Source organism: Brevibacillus schisleri (genome assembly GCF_055685845.1).
In genome coordinates this window covers 290,001-308,966 of sequence record NZ_JBVNDM010000001.1, presented here as the reverse complement: position 1 = coordinate 308,966, position 18,966 = coordinate 290,001, and the positions used below count along the sequence as shown (strand labels likewise).

Here is an 18,966-nt window from a genome sequence, read left to right as displayed (position 1 = left end):
GTTAGGTGATCGGCTTTTATCACTATACATAAAGGGGATAATATCCAACACTACATTTTAAAGTGGTTGTTCGTTCCCGACTCTTATACTTTTCCTTCCGTAACCAAACGCCAATATTGATATCCAAGTGCTGTTAAACGACAAGATTTGGATTCCATAGCTGCAAAATACATGTACTCCGCATCCACCGGTACTACAAGTCCAACTGATTGATACTTTTGCAAGTCTTTAAAAACAGCTACGTTTTCTACATTTGGTTGATCACTTGTAAACTCGTAGGAAGGATCTAGTTGAAATTCTGCTTCAGGACTTTGAAAATAGTCAATGATTTTTCTTATAGTAACTAGTGGTATAACAGGTTCCACTCGTCTTAAATGTGTAAACCGAGACACATTTGTTTTAAATACAGGTCTTTGATCCCAAGCACCAAGCGCCTCATCTATATAAGAGTATAAGCTACCTGGTGTGATAAACCCCCTTAAATCAGATGCACCACCATGTAATGCATCGAGCAACAGAGATGTGAAAACACCCTGAGCATTACTTTCCAATGCAACTTCAGAGCTCCGGCTTGCTGTTAGGATGGTTAATCCATCACTCAGTTGAGTTAACTTACCATGATTTAAAGCCGGAGACCCGAAAGATCCAGAATGACAACAATCTAGAATGATTATTTTATCACGAGCATTAGATTGATTAGCTAAAGTCAAAATTGTATCCATAGAAATGCCTTCATCATATTTTTCGTAGTCGGTAGTAACAATGTATCCGCCTGTTGAATTTATCAGACCATGTCCCGAAAAATAAAGGAGAGCAACATCATTGTCTCCCTTGAAAAGTTCTTCAATGTTTTCTCTTAGTTCGCTTCTTGTAGCTGTATTCGTAACATACTTAACAGCGAAGTTTGGAGAACCATCACCATTTTTAGATAAAACTTGTCCTACAGAAATGGCATCGTTAACACATCCTAATAGTGGGGCACTCGGATAGTCGTTAAGTCCAACTACTAAAGCCTTTCTCATGTTTATAATCTCCTATCCTAGTTCTTTTATTGCGGCAATAATAGAGCTTGATTGCCATTTTACTATTTTATTTGCATTATCTTTTACTTTCTTTGAAGTTTTTTCAGATGCCCATGGTTCAACAGCTAGAATAGGCTTGGCGGTGTAAAACTCGGTTTTGGCAATGGTAATTTCATGATCAATCCACTTACTATATGAGGCGTAAACACCAGCTAGGATAATTACTATTGAGCTCGGACTAATTTGTTTCTTTATTGCCTCATAAAGCTCTTTATCATTTTTAGCGTTATGTACAGGGTCGTCTTTAGGTACGGAATAGTTCTTGTAAGAGAAAGAGGAGTCCTTATCAAGAAGCTTAATCAAACCCTCGTAAGCCTCAGGATAAGCCCAGGAATGACTGATAAACAAATTGTACGTTTTTGACATAAAGCAACACCCCTTATAGTTTGTTAGAAATCTTGTAAAATGAATGCTACATCAATTATATTTAATTTTCAATTTTACCTCAATTGAAACCCTTTTATTTATTCCAATTTTTTGAACCCGAAACAGGACAACTATCACTTTGTCATTCTTTTTATCACAGAGCAGAAAGGGTCCATAAGTACGCCCTACAGCTAGAGAAACAGAAGATAATCAGTAAAACTTTTGGTGAAAACTTCTGGACTAAAAAACAGTACCTTGGATATCAGATTATCGAAGAGCACAAAAACATGTATTCTTATATTATTAAAGAGACTCAAAAACGAAAATACAAAATTCCTGATGTAGCAGCAATTGTAAATAAAAGAGATCCAAACAATGAGTTAATTCTAGAATTACTCCCTCTCCAAAACTTCGCCTTAAAAAGGATTGCAAAAAAAAATTTGAAGAACAGATCTTAATTCTGCAAGCTCAACTTGACTCAAAATATCAAACAATTATTCATTTAAGGGACAAAGTTACAAACCTTGAACAAGCCTTATTTGAATTAATGTTATAGTGAAAAGTAAATGCCGAACACTGAATGTGTTCGGATTTTGCTTTTATAAAGATGTTGTTAATTCGATTTATTTCGACATATTTTTTGCTAGACATAAAGTAATATGTAATTAGAACTATAAAAGTACTTTGCCTGAAAAACAGCTTAATTCAAAATAATGAAATAGGCTTATATGAGTTGAACTTTTCGTGATCATTCCAACTGAACCAGAGACTATCGAAAAGCATGACCGACTTATGAGCAACTAACATGGATAGTAAGGAGAAGTAATTGGAGGGCACTACTACCCTAAGTTGTAACAATTGATTATGAGGAGATTTATATAGTTGGTCGAGCTGTACAATTATGAGTACATTAACAATCAATGCTTGCCTAACATTTTTAGACAGAAAAAATACGAATCTGGGTGTTAATAACAATAGCAGGGAATTATTATGACTCTTAATTTTGGAGGTACAAAGAATGACTAGAGCTAAAGTTATAAGTGTGATTAACTGGAAAGGAGGAGTTGGAAAGACAACAATTACTCATAATCTTGCTGTAGGACTCCAAAATATAGATTATGAAAAAGAGTTAGGACTAAAATCATTCCCAAAAGTTTTAATTATTGATGCAGATCCACAATGTAATCTATCGATCGCATGTTTATTAGATCAAAACTTTGAAAGTAAGATTAATAAAATCGAAAACCGCACCCTATATTGACTTTGAAGGATGTTTTTGAACAATTTTTAGAAGAGGAAGAAATCGATATAAATAACGAAATAATACTAAAAAAAGAGGTGCGCGCTAGAGATGGACGTATATTCCTTAATATAGATCTTATCACATCACACCCCGAACTCATATATACAGACATGATCATAGCAAGGCATAATCAACAGAGAAGAAAACTAAAATCTTCTCTTATTGACACTGATATATATAAATTTAAAATCCTTGATGAAATTTTAGAGAATGCACGAGAACAATATGACTTTATTCTTATTGATTGTCCTCCGAATTTAAACTATATTACCCAAAATGCGTTATATGCTAGTGATTTTTACCTCATCCCTACAATTGCAGATAAACTGTCGACTTATGGTATAATGGCGATTAAAACAGCAATAAAAAAATTAAATGATGATTTTTACCATGCCTCGAATGATTTTAAGAAAACAAAATTGCTTGGAATTGTATTTAATAATATTCGAGAATGGAGAGGGCAACCTAAGAGATCTCAATTAGATATGAAGGAATCACTAGAACAGCTGTTTCCAAACGAAGTATTTCAGAGCTATTTGACATACGGAGATGGAATTTCCTTGGCTTCTGCGGCATCTTATCCGGTATTTGCATTCCGTCATAAACACCAAAATGCTACAAAGCAGAGCGAGTTAATGTTAAAGATCACAAATGAATTTATTCAAAGGTGTAGATGAAAATATGAAGGTAAACAATTTAATTTCATTACTATCAAAGGTATTAGAAATTCTACAGTTTTATAAAAATAAAAGTGTGAATGATATGTTAGATGATATTCATTCAAAAGTAGTTCAAAGCGATCAATATAAAATAGGACTCAAGAAAAACAGCAAAGAATTTAGTCTTTCAGAAGCACTTAATAACTTAAGGTTGATGAATCGTGATGAAATCGTATTATACTTAAAAGGATTAGAAAAGAAAAATATTGAAGACATTGTTGTTGAAACTAAATTAAGTTTTGCTCAAAGAGAGAGTAAAGCAAATTTAATTGATAAGTTAGCTAATCATTTTAGTATGATAAATTTAAATAAACAAATGTCAGAAAGATATTCACAAAACAATACCTATGAAGGGGCAAGTGAGGTAAATAATAATTCACTCTACAAAACTAAGGATTAATTAAGCGCAATAACTGGTCAAGAATTTTTACTTTTTTCGTCTTCCTCGAATAGAAATCAAAAATGGTTCCCCAACCCTTGATACAACTGGGTTTTTGATAAGGAATCACGAAACTATCAAAGCCATCAAACTATCTTGACAGGGTGGAGGTCGCTGGTTCGAACCCAGTCCGGATCACCATATGATGAATCGAGTAGGAGGGGGTGACTAGCCCCCGTCCTCTCACACCACCGTACGTACCGTTCGGTATACGGCGGTTCATCTAAGTTTGACGTAAAAGAAAATACCTATCCTTAAGACTCTTAAGACCTTCGGTCTGCCAATAGGCATTATCCAAAGTTCTGTGAAGTATAGGACTGCACGCAATACGCCAGTATCTCTTACGAGAATTGCCCCATTCGAAGGCTTTTGCTTTGGGCACTCCCAAAGTAATAAGCCTTTTTACTTTTGTTCGAGGGTTCTTCCACTGTTTCCATAGGCACATACGGAGCCTTCTTCTTATCCATTCGTCTAGACTGGAGAAGACCGAAGGTGTGTCTGCAAGTGAGAAATATCCCGCCCAGCCAATAAGGTATCTATTTAGCTGTTCAATTCGATACTCCATGGGAAGCGCGTTTGACCTTGAGGTAAATTCCCGAATTCGTTGTTTTACCTTCTTCATGCTTTCTTTCGCGATTCGAATCTTTGGATCAGACTGGTGGGTAAAGCTAAACCCTAGAAATTTTCGTTTCCATGGCCGGTCTACTGCACTTTTCTCAATGTTCACCTTAAGTTTTAGTTTATTCTCGATGAACCAGGAAATAGATGCCATTACCCGTTCGCCAGCCTTCTTTGAAGAAACGTAGACATTACAGTCGTCCGCGTAGCGGACAAATCTGAGCCCTCGTTTTTCTAGCTCCATGTCCAATTCATGCAACATGATGTTGGAGAGCAGCGGACTAAGAGGTCCACCTTGCGGCACTCCTTCCTCATTTGCTGTCTCCAACCCGTTAATCATGATGCCCGATTCTAAATAGCTTCTGATAAGCCTGAGAAGTGTCTTTTCCTTGACATGTTTGGCGATAAGCCCCATTAACTTGTCATGGTTTACTTTGTCAAAGAATTTCTCTAAGTCTAAATCAACAACCCACCGTTTCCCCTCTTTCATAAATCCTTTAGCCTTCCGAACTGCATCATGTCCTCGCCTATTTGGACGAAAGCCATAACTGTGTTCGGAGAACATCGGATCGAAAACTGGGGTCAGAATTTGAGCGATTGCCTGCTGGATAAAGCGGTCTGTCACAGTAGGAATTCCTAGCAACCGTACCCCACCTCTAGGTTTCGGGATTTCGACCCTTCGGACTGGTTGCGGTTGATAGGTACCATCCTCTAACTGCTGGCGGATGGAGTCCCAGTTGGTCATGATATGTTCACGTAGGGATTTTACTGACATACCATCCACACCGTGGCTTCCTTTATTCTTTTCCACTCTCTTTAATGCTGTCAGAAGGTTTTCCCGTGACAGAAGTTGCTTCATCATGTTGAGGTATTCCTTTCGCGTGAACGTTCTTTCTACTTGTGCCATTCTTACTTCAGCCCTCTCAGATTCCCCCGTGGAATTCACCACTTCCTCCTCTGAGCAAGTCCTTACGGATTGTCTGCCTCATTAGCAAGAATGAACGCCTAGCTTCTCGTTCTTCCTAGATGTTCGGTCCTTCCCTGTTCAGGCGTCCCTTACTAGGGTACTATGACCTCTGCTGACTCCTGATCGTTCAGCTTCTCCTTTCAAAGAAGGTTACCATGTGAGCATGGCGTTTCGGTCAGGTCTCCCCAGGTAAGAGCGTTATCTTCCCCTCCATCTATCTGCCTCATTTACTCTCATTCGCCTTTGGCAGTAAGGACTTTGCCTTGACATGCAGGCTCATCCAACGAATGCTAGCCTCGTATGAGGTTCGTGTTCCTCAGACCGGAGGTTTGCCGCCGACTTCCTTCAGATTCCACCTCACGGTGGACACCCTTGTCTTAAGCTAATGGCTACTACTGCCTTCACCATTCGGGACTTTAACCCTAGAGATAACGCCCATGCTGGGCGCACATGTTGAAACCCTTGATAATCAAGGGTTTTTTAATTTTTTCCGCCTGATTCATTCGCGTCAACAAGTCCAAAAAACGTAAGCGCAAATTAGCCCCGCCAAGAAAAAATGGTGAGGGCTATTTCTTCTAAGACTAGGATTTCGTGATGTGACAAACATCTGGTAATGACGTCGACCATGGAAGGAAACGGTCCAACTTTTCTCCGTTCGTCACATCAGATAATTGGGGTATTTGTTCAAACAGATAGTTCAGATATTGGAAGGGATTTAGTTGGTTCTCTTTCGCTGTCTCAAGTAAGCTATAGATGATTGCACTGGCTTTTGCACCGCGAGGTGAATTTGCAAACAACCAGTTTTTTCTTTCAATGACAAAGGGTTTTATGGACTTTTCACTTCGATTGTTATCCATCTCCAGACGTCCGTCTTCTAGAAAGGAAGTCAGTTTCTCCCACTGATTTAAGCTGTAGGCAATGGCCTGACCAACTGCGCTTTTAGGTAGGGTACGGGCTCTTTGCTGACAAAGCCATACCAAATAAGCATCCAAAATGGGCTTGCTCCGCTCTTTTCGGATGGCATACCGCTCTTCTGTGGTTTTTTCCTTAATGTCCCTTTCAACGACAAACAACTGGTTACAGTATGGCAGTCCCTGCTGCGCAACTGTACCTTTCCGCTCTTCCTTTGAAGGTAGGACTTTTAGTTGCTTCGTCAAACTTTCGGCGAGCATGTGCCCAACACCCAACAAGTGTCGTATTGGCTACCTTGTGGTATCCCGCATAGCTATCCACGTGGAGATACCCATAAAAGCCTTGTAGATAATCACGGGGATGCTCACCGCCACGAGTCCGTTTATAGTCAAATAAGACAATGGGTGGACCCATTCGTCCCGTTCGATACAGCCACATATAGGACTGTACTTTGTGGAGCTTTCCCTGGTTCACGAAGGACTTGTAGCGTGGTTTCATCCGCATAAAGGACATCCTGACGTAACAGGTGTACACGCATCCTCTCTACAAGGTGAGACAGCCACTTTTCAGCTCCATAGATCATCCAATTGGCAAGAGTCTGTCGTGAGAGAGGAAGACCTAAGCGAGCAAACTGCTGCTCCTGCCGATACAAGGGCTGACTCTCTACGTACTTTTGGCACATAACATGTGCCAAAATAGAGGGAGAAGCGAAGCTACCCGGATAGACAGGTCGGGGCATCTGTGCTGTTACAACAGGTGTATGAACATCTTCACGTTCGCAATGACGACAGGCATAGACTTGACGCACATGACGCACAACTTTCACTTGTGCGGGGATGATCTTTATTTCACTTCGTGTCTCCGTACTCATTTCATGCAGTACGCCACCACAGCAGTAACAAACTTGTTCTGCCTCCGGCAGCTGGTAGACTATCGTCTCCACAGGAAACTGGTCCAGCTTCGCTTCACGGCTTCCAGAAGGTTTCTTACGGCTGTAAGTGATTGTCTCAACATGTGCATCTGCCTCTTCGGTTGTTGCAAGTACTTCTGCTTCGTTAAACAACTGAAGATCGAGTTGGTTCAGGTCTGTTTTCTCGCTTGAAGCGCCAAAGCGCTTTTGTTGGGCAAGACGAAACTACTCCTCGTACCACTTGAGCTTTGCTGAAAGCTGTCAATCTGAGTCTGGAGTTTCTCGATGTGGCTTTGTAATTGTTCAGTTGACGTGGAGGATTGGCCTGTATTTTTCATACTCAGTTTATTCGAGAAAACACACTGAATCTCCTTGATCCATACATTCCTTTTGTGACTATTTGCGAAGGCATTACACAACAGCGTGAGCTGTTACCTGCGGATGTGCTAGACGCTGCTCGAGGGAAAGTCCGTCTAGTAGCCACTGGAGCTGCCGGGGAGAAATCGAGAGTGTTTGCGAGTGCATATCTGTTGGCCAACGGAAGCGCCCACGTTCCAATCGGCGGTAGTAGAGCCAAATCCCTTTATGGTCCCAATGTAATAGTTTGAGCTTGTCTCGTTGGCGGTTGCAGAATACAAACAGAGCTGGAGAAAATGGATCGAGATGGAACTATTCCTGAACTAAAACAGCAAGACCATCTATGGATTTACGCAAATCCGTAGTTCCACAGGCTACATACACATGAGAAAGATGAAGGGCCTTTAACATAAACGCCTTAATACCGTTACCACGTCTGCTAACAGTTTCTGATCTACACCTTGAGGTACTTCTAACCGTGCTGCCCCTATTACGACCACCAGTGCTGTACGATCTTGGGGAACCGAAGGTTTCACGTGCAAGCTAACCCAGTTCGGTTTGGAGTGAGTGTTTTCCAGATGTTCCGCACTTTCTTTTTTCAACTTTTTCATCCAGTACCAAAGCTGACCAGATGTCACTCCGTGACGGTTACACCAATCTGCCACCTGTTCATTGCTAGAGCGATAGTCTTGTATTCGTGACTTCCACAATGTCTTTTTGTCTGTCTGTTCCAACAAAACAATCCTCCTCATAACTGATCTGAGGAAGATTGTTTCATGATGAAACTTGTTTTAATAGGTGGGCTATATTTGACGCTTACACAGAGCATACTCTGAACCACCGTTTTACGACCTCCCTTCTTGTAGGATTTTCCAAATTGATATCGAAATGTTCGTTGTAAGACTTAGGAAGGGGGTGAAACCAATGTATTCTATCCCACAGCTACAAGCTATGGATTATATCTTAAAGAGAATTACTCTCGAAGAATCCTATCCTTTTTTTCGTAAGAATCTGAAATTAGTTGTAGAAATCAATGGCTCATTTTGGTACGGGGACTTTATTCAAATGGATGGTCTAGCTGCAAAACAATTATTTATTGACGATAGTGGTGATATTGAATGCGATAAATTCTATCCCACTGGGAGTAACGCTATTACTTTGTTAAAACAGATATGGGATGCATATGTTACTGCTGCAAAAAATGAATCGAATCCTTACTGGAACAACCCCTTTCGCAGTATCAATGACTTATCTTTATTGTTTGAAGCGCTGACCAGAATTTTGGATTTGTCCAATATTGTTGAAGATTCTAGTCCCTTCAATCCATATTTTCTCGACGCGCACACATTGGATGGAACTCTTCAATTGACGTTTATCAATCTGAATAGCATGAAGATTAAACTCGTATCCATCATCGAAGTCAAGAATTGAGTTTATTAAAGTAACTGTTAATGAATTTCAACACCGCTTCTTCACTCAGTTCTGCTGTATCGTAATTCCCGTCTAGTATCTGGGAGATTCGCTTTCTAAAATCGGAAAGCGGATCTCTTTGTTTTTTCTGTCAGGAAGTAAATAGGTCAACCGCTCTTCAAGTCGTAATCGAACAGCTTCCTTCTTTAGTTCATCGCTATAACGCAAAAAAGGACTTGTCCTTTTTTGCGTTGCATGAAAAAACCCCTCCGGTCAACAGTATTGAGTACATGGTATCATGAACTCTTTATTTACTGTCTACCTTAAGGGGATAATACCAACATTCATAAAGAAGCGTTCCCTTCTCTTTCTTTTGTGGTAACGGATAATAGCCAATGAAAATGGTATCTTCTTTGGCTATCGCTTTCATTCACTTATTTTGAGAAGGTCTCTCCCCTAATTAAAGTCACAAAAAACTTTTTAAATCTTGTTGAAGTGGTGTCTGTCATATTCATTGTAATATGGCTTATAAAACAAGCTGATTTTACCCACTTTCTCAGCTTCAATACAGTCTTGAGCTAGCCTTATATATAGTAGTGATCCGAATCTAACCTTTTCTGGTATAGGGTAAAAACCTATCCATGGCCTATAAGGTCTTCGATACCACCGCTCCTGATCGACGTATTTTGAAAAAACCTGTCCCCTAATATAAACAAAATACGTATTCAGAACAAAAACAATTTCACAACGTTGATTTATTCTCGCGTTACAAAACTCTCTAGCGGATGCTAATGTAGTATTTTCTATAAGACAATGTTTGTCATACCATACTGAATAAAAAACGTAGTCGTCATATTTAATCCAATAGTCGCCCATTCTCTCTATAGGTATGGCTGGAAAAACATCCGCAATAGTATAGTACATTGTATCGCCCCCATGAAAAGTCATTAAATCCATTTTTTCCAAAGGGAACGATACTTAACATTTTTCTTTATTTTTTCCTTCTTTTAAATCACCATTTTCTACCTACTATGATTTGCTCCATGACGGTATCTATAGTGATCCCACAGTAATTTACCACCCCAGTTAGCCCTTCTCTCCTCATAAGAGTTCTACAATCTTCTAGCTTAAATTCGCATTCAACTCATTAACTAAAAAAACTCTCATAAGTCATATTTGAAAAAGTTTGCCCAAATAAAGATTAAACTTTTTCAAATTGACAATACTGCGTAACAGAGGTGATTTGATATGGAACAACAAGCATGGGAGTACCATCTACCTGAACTCGGTTATGCTGAAGGATTTACCTATCTCTTTGAGCCTTTAAGCCATTTAACAAGTTCGCGTCATTTGTTCGGACATAAGCTTTCAATTTTAATCCGCCTTTCTCGCGAAACCCATAGCAGTCATTTTACACGGGCTGAAATGGAGCGTATGTTTCCACAGTACACCCCAAAAGACCTTGATAGCTTGCTCAATAGTCTAATGGAAGGCTCCTGGCTAGTCCGCGCGGAAGGTACACTCCATTACTCCTTATCAAAAAGTGGACTCCTGTTTGTACGATTTCTTCCTTTTCTATACAAGGGTGATGAAATGGACGAAATGGCTTTTCAAATGGCTGTAACAGACATGCTGAATGCTGCTCAAAAAATGGAGTTAGGTCTTCCCTCACTTGAGCTATTACGAGATCAGATTCTCTATGCAGTACAGCGCAACATTGCGGAGCTTTCTTCCGCTCTTGTGTCGAGGAATGATGAAAGAATTCGAAAAATAATCTATAAAATCAGTGAGTTTATTCAGAATATCGATGATTTAATTAAGCGAATTTCTGACATCACTCAATACAAGATACAAAAAGGATTGGAACTATCGGAAACGGACAAACATGGCATTGAAATTTTACTCCGTCTTAGCTCGCGCGTAATGAATTTATACCATGATCGAAGGCAGTACTACTTAAAAAATATGGTTATTGGTACCAATCCATTTACCAAAAGTGATATTGACCGCCTACTGATTAACACCAATTTTTATCAAATGGCAGGTTGGGTAAGTGGAAGTGTGTATACCCCTTCTCACTCCAGTTGGCTGGATGAATATGATTTATCTACTTCTTTAGATACGTTTTTACAGCAAATCAAACATAGGCGTAAGCGTACACTTGGTCCCCGAGTCCAAGGGGATAAGGAGGCCTTTGAGGAGCTTTTTGGAGAACCACCATATTCAGAAAAGTTGAGAGACGCCCTTATTGAGCTTTTTAAAACGGATCAGTCAGTTAAGCTTGAACGGTTCCTTGCTCCTTACCAACTGAAAGTGGATGGTCTCATGTATCTTGCAGCACTTTGCTCCTTAGAAAACTTACGCCATCTTTGGGTAAATTCATCATACGCTGGATATGACTTACATGTTGAACCTACATCCTTACAGCTTACAAATCAAATCTTTTCCATGCTATCAGAAGCAACTATAGAAAGGAAGGATCACCATGCATAACAATCATAATTGGTACGATTATTTGCCTAACGAAATCTGTGCCATGCTGACCATCAAGGCATGTCCAAGAAGTATGTTTCCTCGCCTTGAGTTCGATGATCAATTTCGCAAAGTTGTAGAAAAATCTTTGAACGATGCAGGTTATGAACTAGTAGATGATCCAATATCCCGCCACTATGATGCTCGCCTCTCTACCAATGTTGTAATGACACAGGCTTTTCGAGAAGGCCTCTTTCCATCTGGAGAAGGTATGTCTATCCCTGCCAAAGCAATGTTAGTCATACTCTGGTGCAATTTGGTATTACCTAAATACGACACTAGTTTTAAAAAGGAATTGCTTGATGAGCCATACGTCACAGAAGACCAACTATTCGAGAATTTCAAGAAGCAGTTAGGCTCAAGGCAAACCCTTCGTAAAATACTCACCACATTGAAACAATTTAGTTTTATTCAAACTGTTCGTGGAACTACACGTATAATTGCTGGTCCCCGCCTGTCCACAGCCATTGATAGCTCCAGACTCTACGACTACGTACGTAAGCATGTCATTAATCTATTAATTGAAGAGGTCGATGAACAAGAAAAGGAAGCTTCCCATCTACTTAACACAATGGAAACTCAATTAGAAGGAGGAGATCATCTTGCGGAACAGCATGGATAGAAGGTATTTACCTATTCGATTTATCAGTCTAGAAACGGAGGGTTTTTCCTTTTTCCCACGACAAGAAGTTAGACTTCATGCCAATATAAATGGACTAATCGGCTTAAATGGGGCTGGTAAGACCACTTTTCTTAATATGATTCGTGTTCTAATCGGTTCAAGGAAGTACGACAATAATCAATCTCTTCATACTTTTTTCGAGCGTGATGACATCCGTGAAATATACATTGTTGCTCGTTTCGATAATACCGTGCAGCCAAAATACGGAAGACGTCCTTTTGAAACAATCGGAAAACGACAAGATGTAGTGTCAGTTGTATGTCGAATAAAGCGTGAACAAATGAAACGTGAATATCTTATCTTTGATGGATATTTTGATTTAGAGAATGATTTGAATGGTTATATCAGATGGACCAACGTAGACCAATACGCAAGACAAATGCAAGAAGTTGGATTAACTCGTTCTTTAATTAATGCTTGCAGCCTCAGCCAAGGCAATACGGAAGAAATTATGGAGAAATCGGAAGAACAATTGGCTGATTACATTTTACAAATATGCGGTGAACAAGAACGAATTGATAAGTTTAACGAGATCAAAGCAGAAATAAAACAGCAAAAAGAACAATATTTCCATATTGACCTGCTTAAACAGCAAGAAGAAGTATCCCTAAAAGAGATTGAGCGTAATCTGGATCTATGTAAACAGTTTGTTGAGCACCAGGAACAATTGAACATACTTCAATATGAGCTACCATTATCAGAGTATGCCGAGATCGACAGCCAACTGGCTAAGCTGATTGAATCTTTGACAAACATTCATAATCAGCAACAAAGCACAACGCAACAAGCTACAGAATACGAGCAAGCACTATCTAACTGCCAAAATAAAATCACGATGGCCGAATTAGATATGATTAAATTAACGCAAGACTTCCAGTCATTGAACGAACGTAAAACCAATTCCCTTTTGACCCTAAATGAAGCTACAAAGGATGTAAATCAACTCAACGAGTTCATTGAGACTTACCAAGATATACCTCCCCAAGACCTTGTAGTTCTTCAAGAAGAGCAGCGGATGCAAGAGAAATCTCATCTTGAGTTATTAGCAGATTTGAAAATACTTAATGATCAAAAACAAGAGCTTAAGTCAAGAATCTCCGCTATGGAAAAGTCTCGTAAAAATGTTTATCCTCCAGCAGTTGTTCAAATGAAGAACTGGTTAGAACTCAATAACATTGAACACTTGCTTGTTGCAGATTGCTTAGAAATTACTGATGAGCCTTGGCGCGAGGCAATTGAAGCCATGCTTGGGAATGAACGTTTCACCTTAACTGTTGCACCCGAACACTTGGTAACTGTTATGGAAGCTGCTCAAAACAGTAGGTACCCTTATTGGATTTCTCCCTTTAAGTCGGCAGTATTATCACTCCAAACAGAGGCTGTTTTAAATAAAGTCATTATTACCGATGAACGGATTGCCGGTTATCTGGAACGCTTTAAACGTGTCATGATTGCCGACAACATGAGGGAAGCCTGGGCTTGGGTTAAGAAGGGATTCAGCGCTTTGCTACACAGTCCATTTCCCTACCAAGTTGTCGAACGTGGTGGTCGCGCGATTAGGGTAAAAGAACTCTGTTGTGGTCGACATGCATTTGAGGCACAACTTTTGGAATACCATAAGCAATTAGAAGAACTAATTCCTCTTGTCTCCCAAGCTGAATCTCGTGAACAAGAAGCAAAGGATATTCTTAATAATTTATTGGAAGTCATCCAAGCTCAGCTCCAAGTACATCAACTTCCAGAAAAGAAGCAAGCTTTGAAGCATGCCGTTACACATCAATACGAATTACAACAAACTTTAGGGGAAATTAACACCACTCTCCAAGAATACACCACCCGAATTCTAGAAGAGACAAAACGACAAAGTGTGCTAAATAGTGAAGCAGGCGTGTACCAAGTCTATCTTAAACAAAGTCAGGAAAAACACAACCAATTATTGATAGACTTCGAGAATGTGGAGAGATCTAAGGAGGGCATGGAGAAACGACTCATAGAAGCTAAAAAGAAACTGGCAGATGATCAACTTAAACTCCTTTTACAGCCTGAATTATTAGCATCACTAGCATCGCCCGAATCCTACAGGTTAAAAATTGATGTAAGGAAAAGCACCATTGAATCGATTCGAAAAAACATCCCACCAGGTGTTATAAAACCTGGTGAAGAAATAACTACCCTTAAACTTTCTCGAAAGCATGAAAAACACCGAATTTTACTAAATCAGCATCTTGATGAGATTGAAAGAATTAGATCCAATCTCAATGATCTTGAGAAAAAAAGGGAAGATGCAAAAAATGAGTACCGCATTATGGTTGATGAAGTATTCCAGAAAGTAAGAAAGTCTTTGGAAAGCATGGCTGAACGCGGGAACTTTGAAGCGAGTCTTCGAGCCGTTTATTTAGAAGATGAACGGTGGAAAGTGGATTACCGCCTTGGCTTTAATGGCAAGCCAGCAAAAAGTTATCGTGAAAAAAGTTCATTAAGTGGTGGGCAAAAGGTTATTGCCTCTCTCCTCCTCACGTTTGCAGCTATTAAAGCGGATGGTGTCCTTAGCTTCATGCTGCTCGATGAACCTTTTGCCCATCTGGATGAGGAACGCATAGGACTTGCTGGCGATTTTTTGAGCAGTACTGATGCTCAGATTTTTATCGGAATGCCCTATTCCGAAAACATCAAACTGTTAATGCCTTGGATCAACATGCTTCTGAACTTCCGTCCAAAACCAAACGACAAAACAGTTGCACCTCCAATTACATACGGAGAGATTGGTTAGATATCTAAAATCGGGTTTTAAATCGCTAGATCAAGTAGAAATTAATAATGTGCCACATGACTTTCCGATTTAGAAAGCTATATTTACATTAGTTGCGAACTTGCGTTCGCAATTTTTTATTTTGATAATTAAGGTATTACCAGTGTCGCTGACACCACCCGCATTGGAATCGATTATTATTAAACCAAGACAACTTTAATTTAGAAGGAAACTAACGAAGTCACTTGAGATCGCAGGATAGGTGCTTAGGGGTGGACGTGACGCAATGAGGAATTGGGCTGCAAAACGGCATCGATGAGTGGTATACAATGAATCTGTCGACTTCAGTGATCGGTGCCGACAGAATCTTAGCCAATCTCAAACGATCCGATAACCCAGCTCCTTCGTTACCCCTTGTGATATGGAAAACGTACATTTTTTCTCGTGACGGGTCCCAAATGACAAAAACTCGAATCCCATAGAGTACAGGAAATCGAGATCCAACTAGAAAAAGAAACCTATATGAGCCTTTACATAAATCAATGCTGTATTATTAAAATTCCATATTTTTAAATGCTTATAAAACACCCTAAGCGGTAATACTGAGAATGATTACCTAGCAACAAACATAGCTAACACACAAAAGCATAACTCCAGTTTACAAGTAGATCTTATTATAAAGAGGATGAGCGGAAAATGTTCTGTGAGAAACATAACTATCTATCTAAAACATTTTGGGGCCCATTTGAATTAGTGCATAATATATATGTCAGTAATAAAATCAGAGTAAGTGAATGCTCGAATTGTGGTCACCAACGGAAGTTCCCCACCACAGAACGTAAGAGATATGGAAGCTTTCCGCTTCCTATGTCACTAGATGGAGTATTAGAAGGAGAGGCCCTCTCTTTAACCCGCTCATTGCTACATAATCTCACTTCCTCCACTACTCGGAAAAAGTGGGCTACTTGGAAACAAAAATGGTTTGAGACGACTGATTATTCCTTGTTTGACGAATGTGTAGAACGGCTATTTCACTGGGGTCTTGTGATAAAGCAAGAAAAAAAGACTCTTGATGGTATACAATGTTGGCAAACAAAGTACATTTGTGCTAACAGTCTTTACGATTCTGAAATTATGCGCTTGTTAGGTATCTCCAATCCTTCTTTTCCTCTTGATACGGAGTTATCTAGCATCCTGAATATAGATTTAACCCCCTCCACTACTAAGGGAGCCCAAGTAAAAGAACTGATTTTAAAACTTCGATCTGAAAACCAGACCCCCGCCTCTCTTCGTATACTAAAAGCTCTTCTAGGAATCTTTGAAATGGTAGAGAAGCAAAAAATAATGAGTTGGAAAACATTCTCTCAATCCTACTTTGGGTCAACAAAGGCCCTTGGGGATTTTGATAAAGTTCGCTTACGCAAACTGTTGGGCAGAAAACTCTCTGAGTATGGGATACGATCGAGTAGTTCTCGCGTATTCATTAGTGGTGACTTTTCTTGGCAGACCCAAGGCTATGTCAATCATGGTCTTGGCTTTTTAGGTAGTCTTTCTCTTCCTAGGACCATGATTAATAATATGTGTCTTGTATCATGGAAGAGTCCTCACCTACTTATTATTGAAAACAAGGACCTATTCGAATCACTGGTCGACAGTCAGCTGCTTGATCCCCGAAAATGGGCCATTTTATTTGGGAAAGGGTTTCTTTCCTCCGAAGAAGTGAATCTCATTCGTCACGCTTCAAAATTCTCTCTCCACTCTATTACGATTTGGCCGGACCTAGACCCCTTCGGCTTATCTATAGCGCTTAATTTAAAACAAAAGTTATTAAACGCTAACATCTCGATACCTTTATTTTTATTTGGATTCACAATCAATTGGGCAAATCGATATTCAGTGAAATTACCGCTTTCCCCCGTTGACGTTGAAGAGATCGAGCGATTAGAAAAACACCCTTTGCCAACTCCTTGTCTTCAAGTCCTTGAGTGGCTGCGCAACTCCAACCAGAAGTTCGAGCAAGAATTAGCATTTGAACTATTAAACCCCTTAACATTTGAGCAGGACTTGCAGCAAGATATAGTCGAGCTCACTACTGGTACCTGTCGAATGCTCTAAAAAGCATCGCGGCCTCCACTAGACGATCCGAAAAATGGTTGCAATTATCATCGTCGCTTTCATTGGACACAGGGAACGAATTTGTTTCGTACCATCATAAAAAGCCATCCCTTAAAGGAATGGCTTCTTTTCATTCATTCAAAACTGGATCTGCATGATCATTACTAAGTGTGTGGATAAGTCCTCGACCGATTAGTATTCGTCAGCTCCACGCGTTACCACGCTTCCACACCGAACCTATCAACCTCATCGTCTATGAGGGGTCTTACCAGCTTACGCTGTGGGAAGTCTCATCTTGGAGGGGGCTTCACGCTTAGATGCTTTCAGCGCTTATCCCGTCCGCACATAGCTACCCAGCTGTGCCACTGGCGTGACAACTGGTGCACCAGCGGTGCGTCCATCCCGGTCCTCTCGTACTAAGGACAGCTCTCCTCAAACTTCCTACGCCCGCGACAGATAGGGACCGAACTGTCTCACGACGTTCTGAACCCAGCTCGCGTACCGCTTTAATGGGCGAACAGCCCAACCCTTGGGACCTACTTCAGCCCCAGGATGCGATGAGCCGACATCGAGGTGCCAAACCTCCCCGTCGATGTGGACTCTTGGGGGAGATAAGCCTGTTATCCCCAGGGTAGCTTTTATCCGTTGAGCGATGGCCCTTCCATGCGGAACCACCGGATCACTAAGCCCGACTTTCGTCCCTGCTCGACTTGTAGGTCTCGCAGTCAAGCTCCCTTCTGCCTTTACACTCTACGAATGATTTCCGACCATTCTGAGGGAACCTTTGGGCGCCTCCGTTACCTTTTAGGAGGCGACCGCCCCAGTCAAACTGCCCACCTGGCATGGTCCTCTCGCCCGATAAGGGCGACGAGTTAGAAACTCCGTACATCAAGGGTGGTATCCCACCGACAGCTCCACAGAGGCTGGCGCCCCTGCTTCTCAGCTTCCCACCTATCCTGTACATGATGCACAAAGTTCCAATACCAGGCTACAGTAAAGCTCCATGGGGTCTTTCCGTCTTGTCGCGGGTAACCTGCATCTTCACAGGTATTATGATTTCACCGGGTCTCTTGCCGAGACAGCGCCCAAGTCGTTACGCCTTTCGTGCGGGTCGGAACTTACCCGACAAGGAATTTCGCTACCTTAGGACCGTTATAGTTACGGCCGCCGTTTACTGGGGCTTCGGTTCAAAGCTTCGCTTGCGCTAACTCATCCCCTTAACCTTCCAGCACCGGGCAGGCGTCAGCCCCTATACTTCGCCTTGCGGCTTCGCAGAGACCTGTGTTTTTGCTAAACAGTCGCTTGGGCCTTTTCACTGCGGCCCCCTCGGGCTATTAACCCTACCGAGGCGCCCCTTCTCCCGAAGTTACGGGGCCATTTTGCCGAGTTCCTTAGCAAGAGTTATCCCGCGCACCTTAGGATTCTCTCCTCGCCTACCTGTGTCGGTTTGCGGTACGGGCACCTTGTTCCTCGCTAGACGCTTTTCTTGGCAGTGTGAAATCAGGGACTTCGGTACTTAAATTTCCCTCGCCATCACAGCTCATGCTTGACGGTGTGCGGATTTGCCTACACACCACACTTACTGCTTGGACGGCCATCCAGTAGGCCGCTCACCCTATCCTCCTGCGTCACGCCATTGCTCAAGCGGAACAGAGGTGGTACAGGAATATCAACCTGTTGTCCATCGCCTACGCCTTTCGGCCTCAGCTTAGGTCCCGACTAACCCTGGGAGGACGAGCCTTCCCCAGGAAACCTTAGGCTTTCGGTGGACAAGATTCTCACTTGTCTTTTCGCTACTTACACCG

12 protein-coding genes, 1 rRNA gene and 2 pseudogenes (1 of these 15 cut by a window edge) are annotated in these 18,966 nt (G+C 41.1%); 8 read left to right on the top strand and 7 right to left on the bottom strand.

Going from position 1 to position 18,966, the window contains the following annotated elements; translation table 11 throughout:
• Positions 1-83: 83 nt before the first annotated feature.
• Together ACUUHJ_RS01780 and ACUUHJ_RS01775 are read right to left on the bottom strand one after the other, a co-directional pair.
• On the bottom strand, positions 84-1,022 hold the full coding sequence (locus ACUUHJ_RS01780; protein ID WP_472298118.1) for a caspase family protein: 939 nt from the start codon (positions 1,020-1,022) through the stop codon (positions 84-86).
• Positions 1,023-1,034: 12 nt separating this feature from the next.
• On the bottom strand, positions 1,035-1,448 hold the full coding sequence (locus tag ACUUHJ_RS01775) for a TIR domain-containing protein (protein ID WP_472298117.1): 414 nt from the start codon (positions 1,446-1,448) through the stop codon (positions 1,035-1,037).
• Between the two features lie 1,018 nt (positions 1,449-2,466).
• Here ACUUHJ_RS01775 and ACUUHJ_RS01770 point away from each other — a divergent pair.
• From ACUUHJ_RS01770 to ACUUHJ_RS01760, 3 genes are read left to right on the top strand one after another with little or no spacing between them, the layout of a single operon-like run.
• Positions 2,467-2,709 carry a ParA family protein gene (locus ACUUHJ_RS01770; RefSeq protein WP_472298116.1) on the top strand — a complete coding sequence of 81 codons (243 nt, stop codon included), beginning with the start codon at positions 2,467-2,469 and terminating at the stop codon, positions 2,707-2,709.
• On the top strand, positions 2,706-3,428 hold the full coding sequence (locus ACUUHJ_RS01765; RefSeq protein WP_472298115.1) for a ParA family protein: 723 nt from the start codon (positions 2,706-2,708) through the stop codon (positions 3,426-3,428). Before ACUUHJ_RS01770 ends, ACUUHJ_RS01765 begins: the two co-directional genes overlap by 4 nt.
• A gap of 4 nt (positions 3,429-3,432) precedes the next feature.
• On the top strand, positions 3,433-3,870 hold the full coding sequence (locus tag ACUUHJ_RS01760) for a hypothetical protein (RefSeq protein WP_472298114.1): 438 nt from the start codon (positions 3,433-3,435) through the stop codon (positions 3,868-3,870).
• Between the two features lie 262 nt (positions 3,871-4,132).
• On the opposite strand, the gene ltrA is transcribed toward ACUUHJ_RS01760, so the two are convergent.
• The 4 genes and pseudogenes from ltrA to tnpA all read right to left on the bottom strand — a co-directional run bounded on the left by ltrA (position 4,133) and on the right by tnpA (position 8,410).
• On the bottom strand, positions 4,133-5,434 hold the full coding sequence (gene ltrA, locus ACUUHJ_RS01755) for a group II intron reverse transcriptase/maturase (protein WP_406798395.1): 1,302 nt from the start codon (positions 5,432-5,434) through the stop codon (positions 4,133-4,135).
• Between the two features lie 641 nt (positions 5,435-6,075).
• Positions 6,076-7,654 (bottom strand): annotated as a pseudogene (gene tnpC / locus ACUUHJ_RS01750) (IS66 family transposase).
• 73 nt (positions 7,655-7,727) lie between these two features.
• Positions 7,728-7,970: pseudogene (gene tnpB / locus ACUUHJ_RS01745) on the bottom strand (IS66 family insertion sequence element accessory protein TnpB); the annotation flags it as partial.
• Between the two features lie 107 nt (positions 7,971-8,077).
• Positions 8,078-8,410 (bottom strand): IS66 family insertion sequence element accessory protein TnpA, encoded by a 333-nt coding sequence (tnpA, locus tag ACUUHJ_RS01740; RefSeq protein WP_472298113.1) that lies wholly within the window; start codon positions 8,408-8,410, stop codon positions 8,078-8,080.
• Positions 8,411-8,597: 187 nt separating this feature from the next.
• Between tnpA and ACUUHJ_RS01735 the strand changes: the two genes are divergently transcribed.
• The 5 genes from ACUUHJ_RS01735 (at position 8,598) to ACUUHJ_RS01715 (ending at position 17,161) form a co-directional block, all read left to right on the top strand.
• Complete coding sequence (locus ACUUHJ_RS01735; RefSeq protein ID WP_472298112.1) at positions 8,598-9,104, top strand: hypothetical protein; 507 nt, start codon at positions 8,598-8,600, stop codon at positions 9,102-9,104.
• Positions 9,105-10,331: 1,227 nt separating this feature from the next.
• A complete protein-coding gene (locus ACUUHJ_RS01730) occupies positions 10,332-11,576 on the top strand; it encodes a hypothetical protein (protein WP_472298111.1) in 1,245 nt (414 codons plus the stop codon).
• The gene (locus ACUUHJ_RS01725; RefSeq protein WP_472298110.1) at positions 11,569-12,237 is read left to right on the top strand and encodes a hypothetical protein; all 669 of its coding nucleotides are present in this window, start codon (positions 11,569-11,571) and stop codon (positions 12,235-12,237) included. The genes ACUUHJ_RS01730 and ACUUHJ_RS01725 overlap by 8 nt, the downstream gene beginning before the upstream one ends.
• On the top strand, positions 12,218-15,067 hold the full coding sequence (locus tag ACUUHJ_RS01720; protein WP_472298109.1) for an AAA family ATPase: 2,850 nt from the start codon (positions 12,218-12,220) through the stop codon (positions 15,065-15,067). Before ACUUHJ_RS01725 ends, ACUUHJ_RS01720 begins: the two co-directional genes overlap by 20 nt.
• A 675-nt stretch (positions 15,068-15,742) precedes the next feature.
• On the top strand, positions 15,743-17,161 hold the full coding sequence (locus ACUUHJ_RS01715; protein ID WP_472298108.1) for a toprim domain-containing protein: 1,419 nt from the start codon (positions 15,743-15,745) through the stop codon (positions 17,159-17,161).
• A 172-nt stretch (positions 17,162-17,333) separates the two neighbouring features.
• Here the strand turns inward: ACUUHJ_RS01715 and ACUUHJ_RS01710 are convergent.
• Positions 17,334-18,966: ribosomal RNA gene (locus ACUUHJ_RS01710) — 23S ribosomal RNA — on the bottom strand; it runs 1,296 nt beyond the window's last position.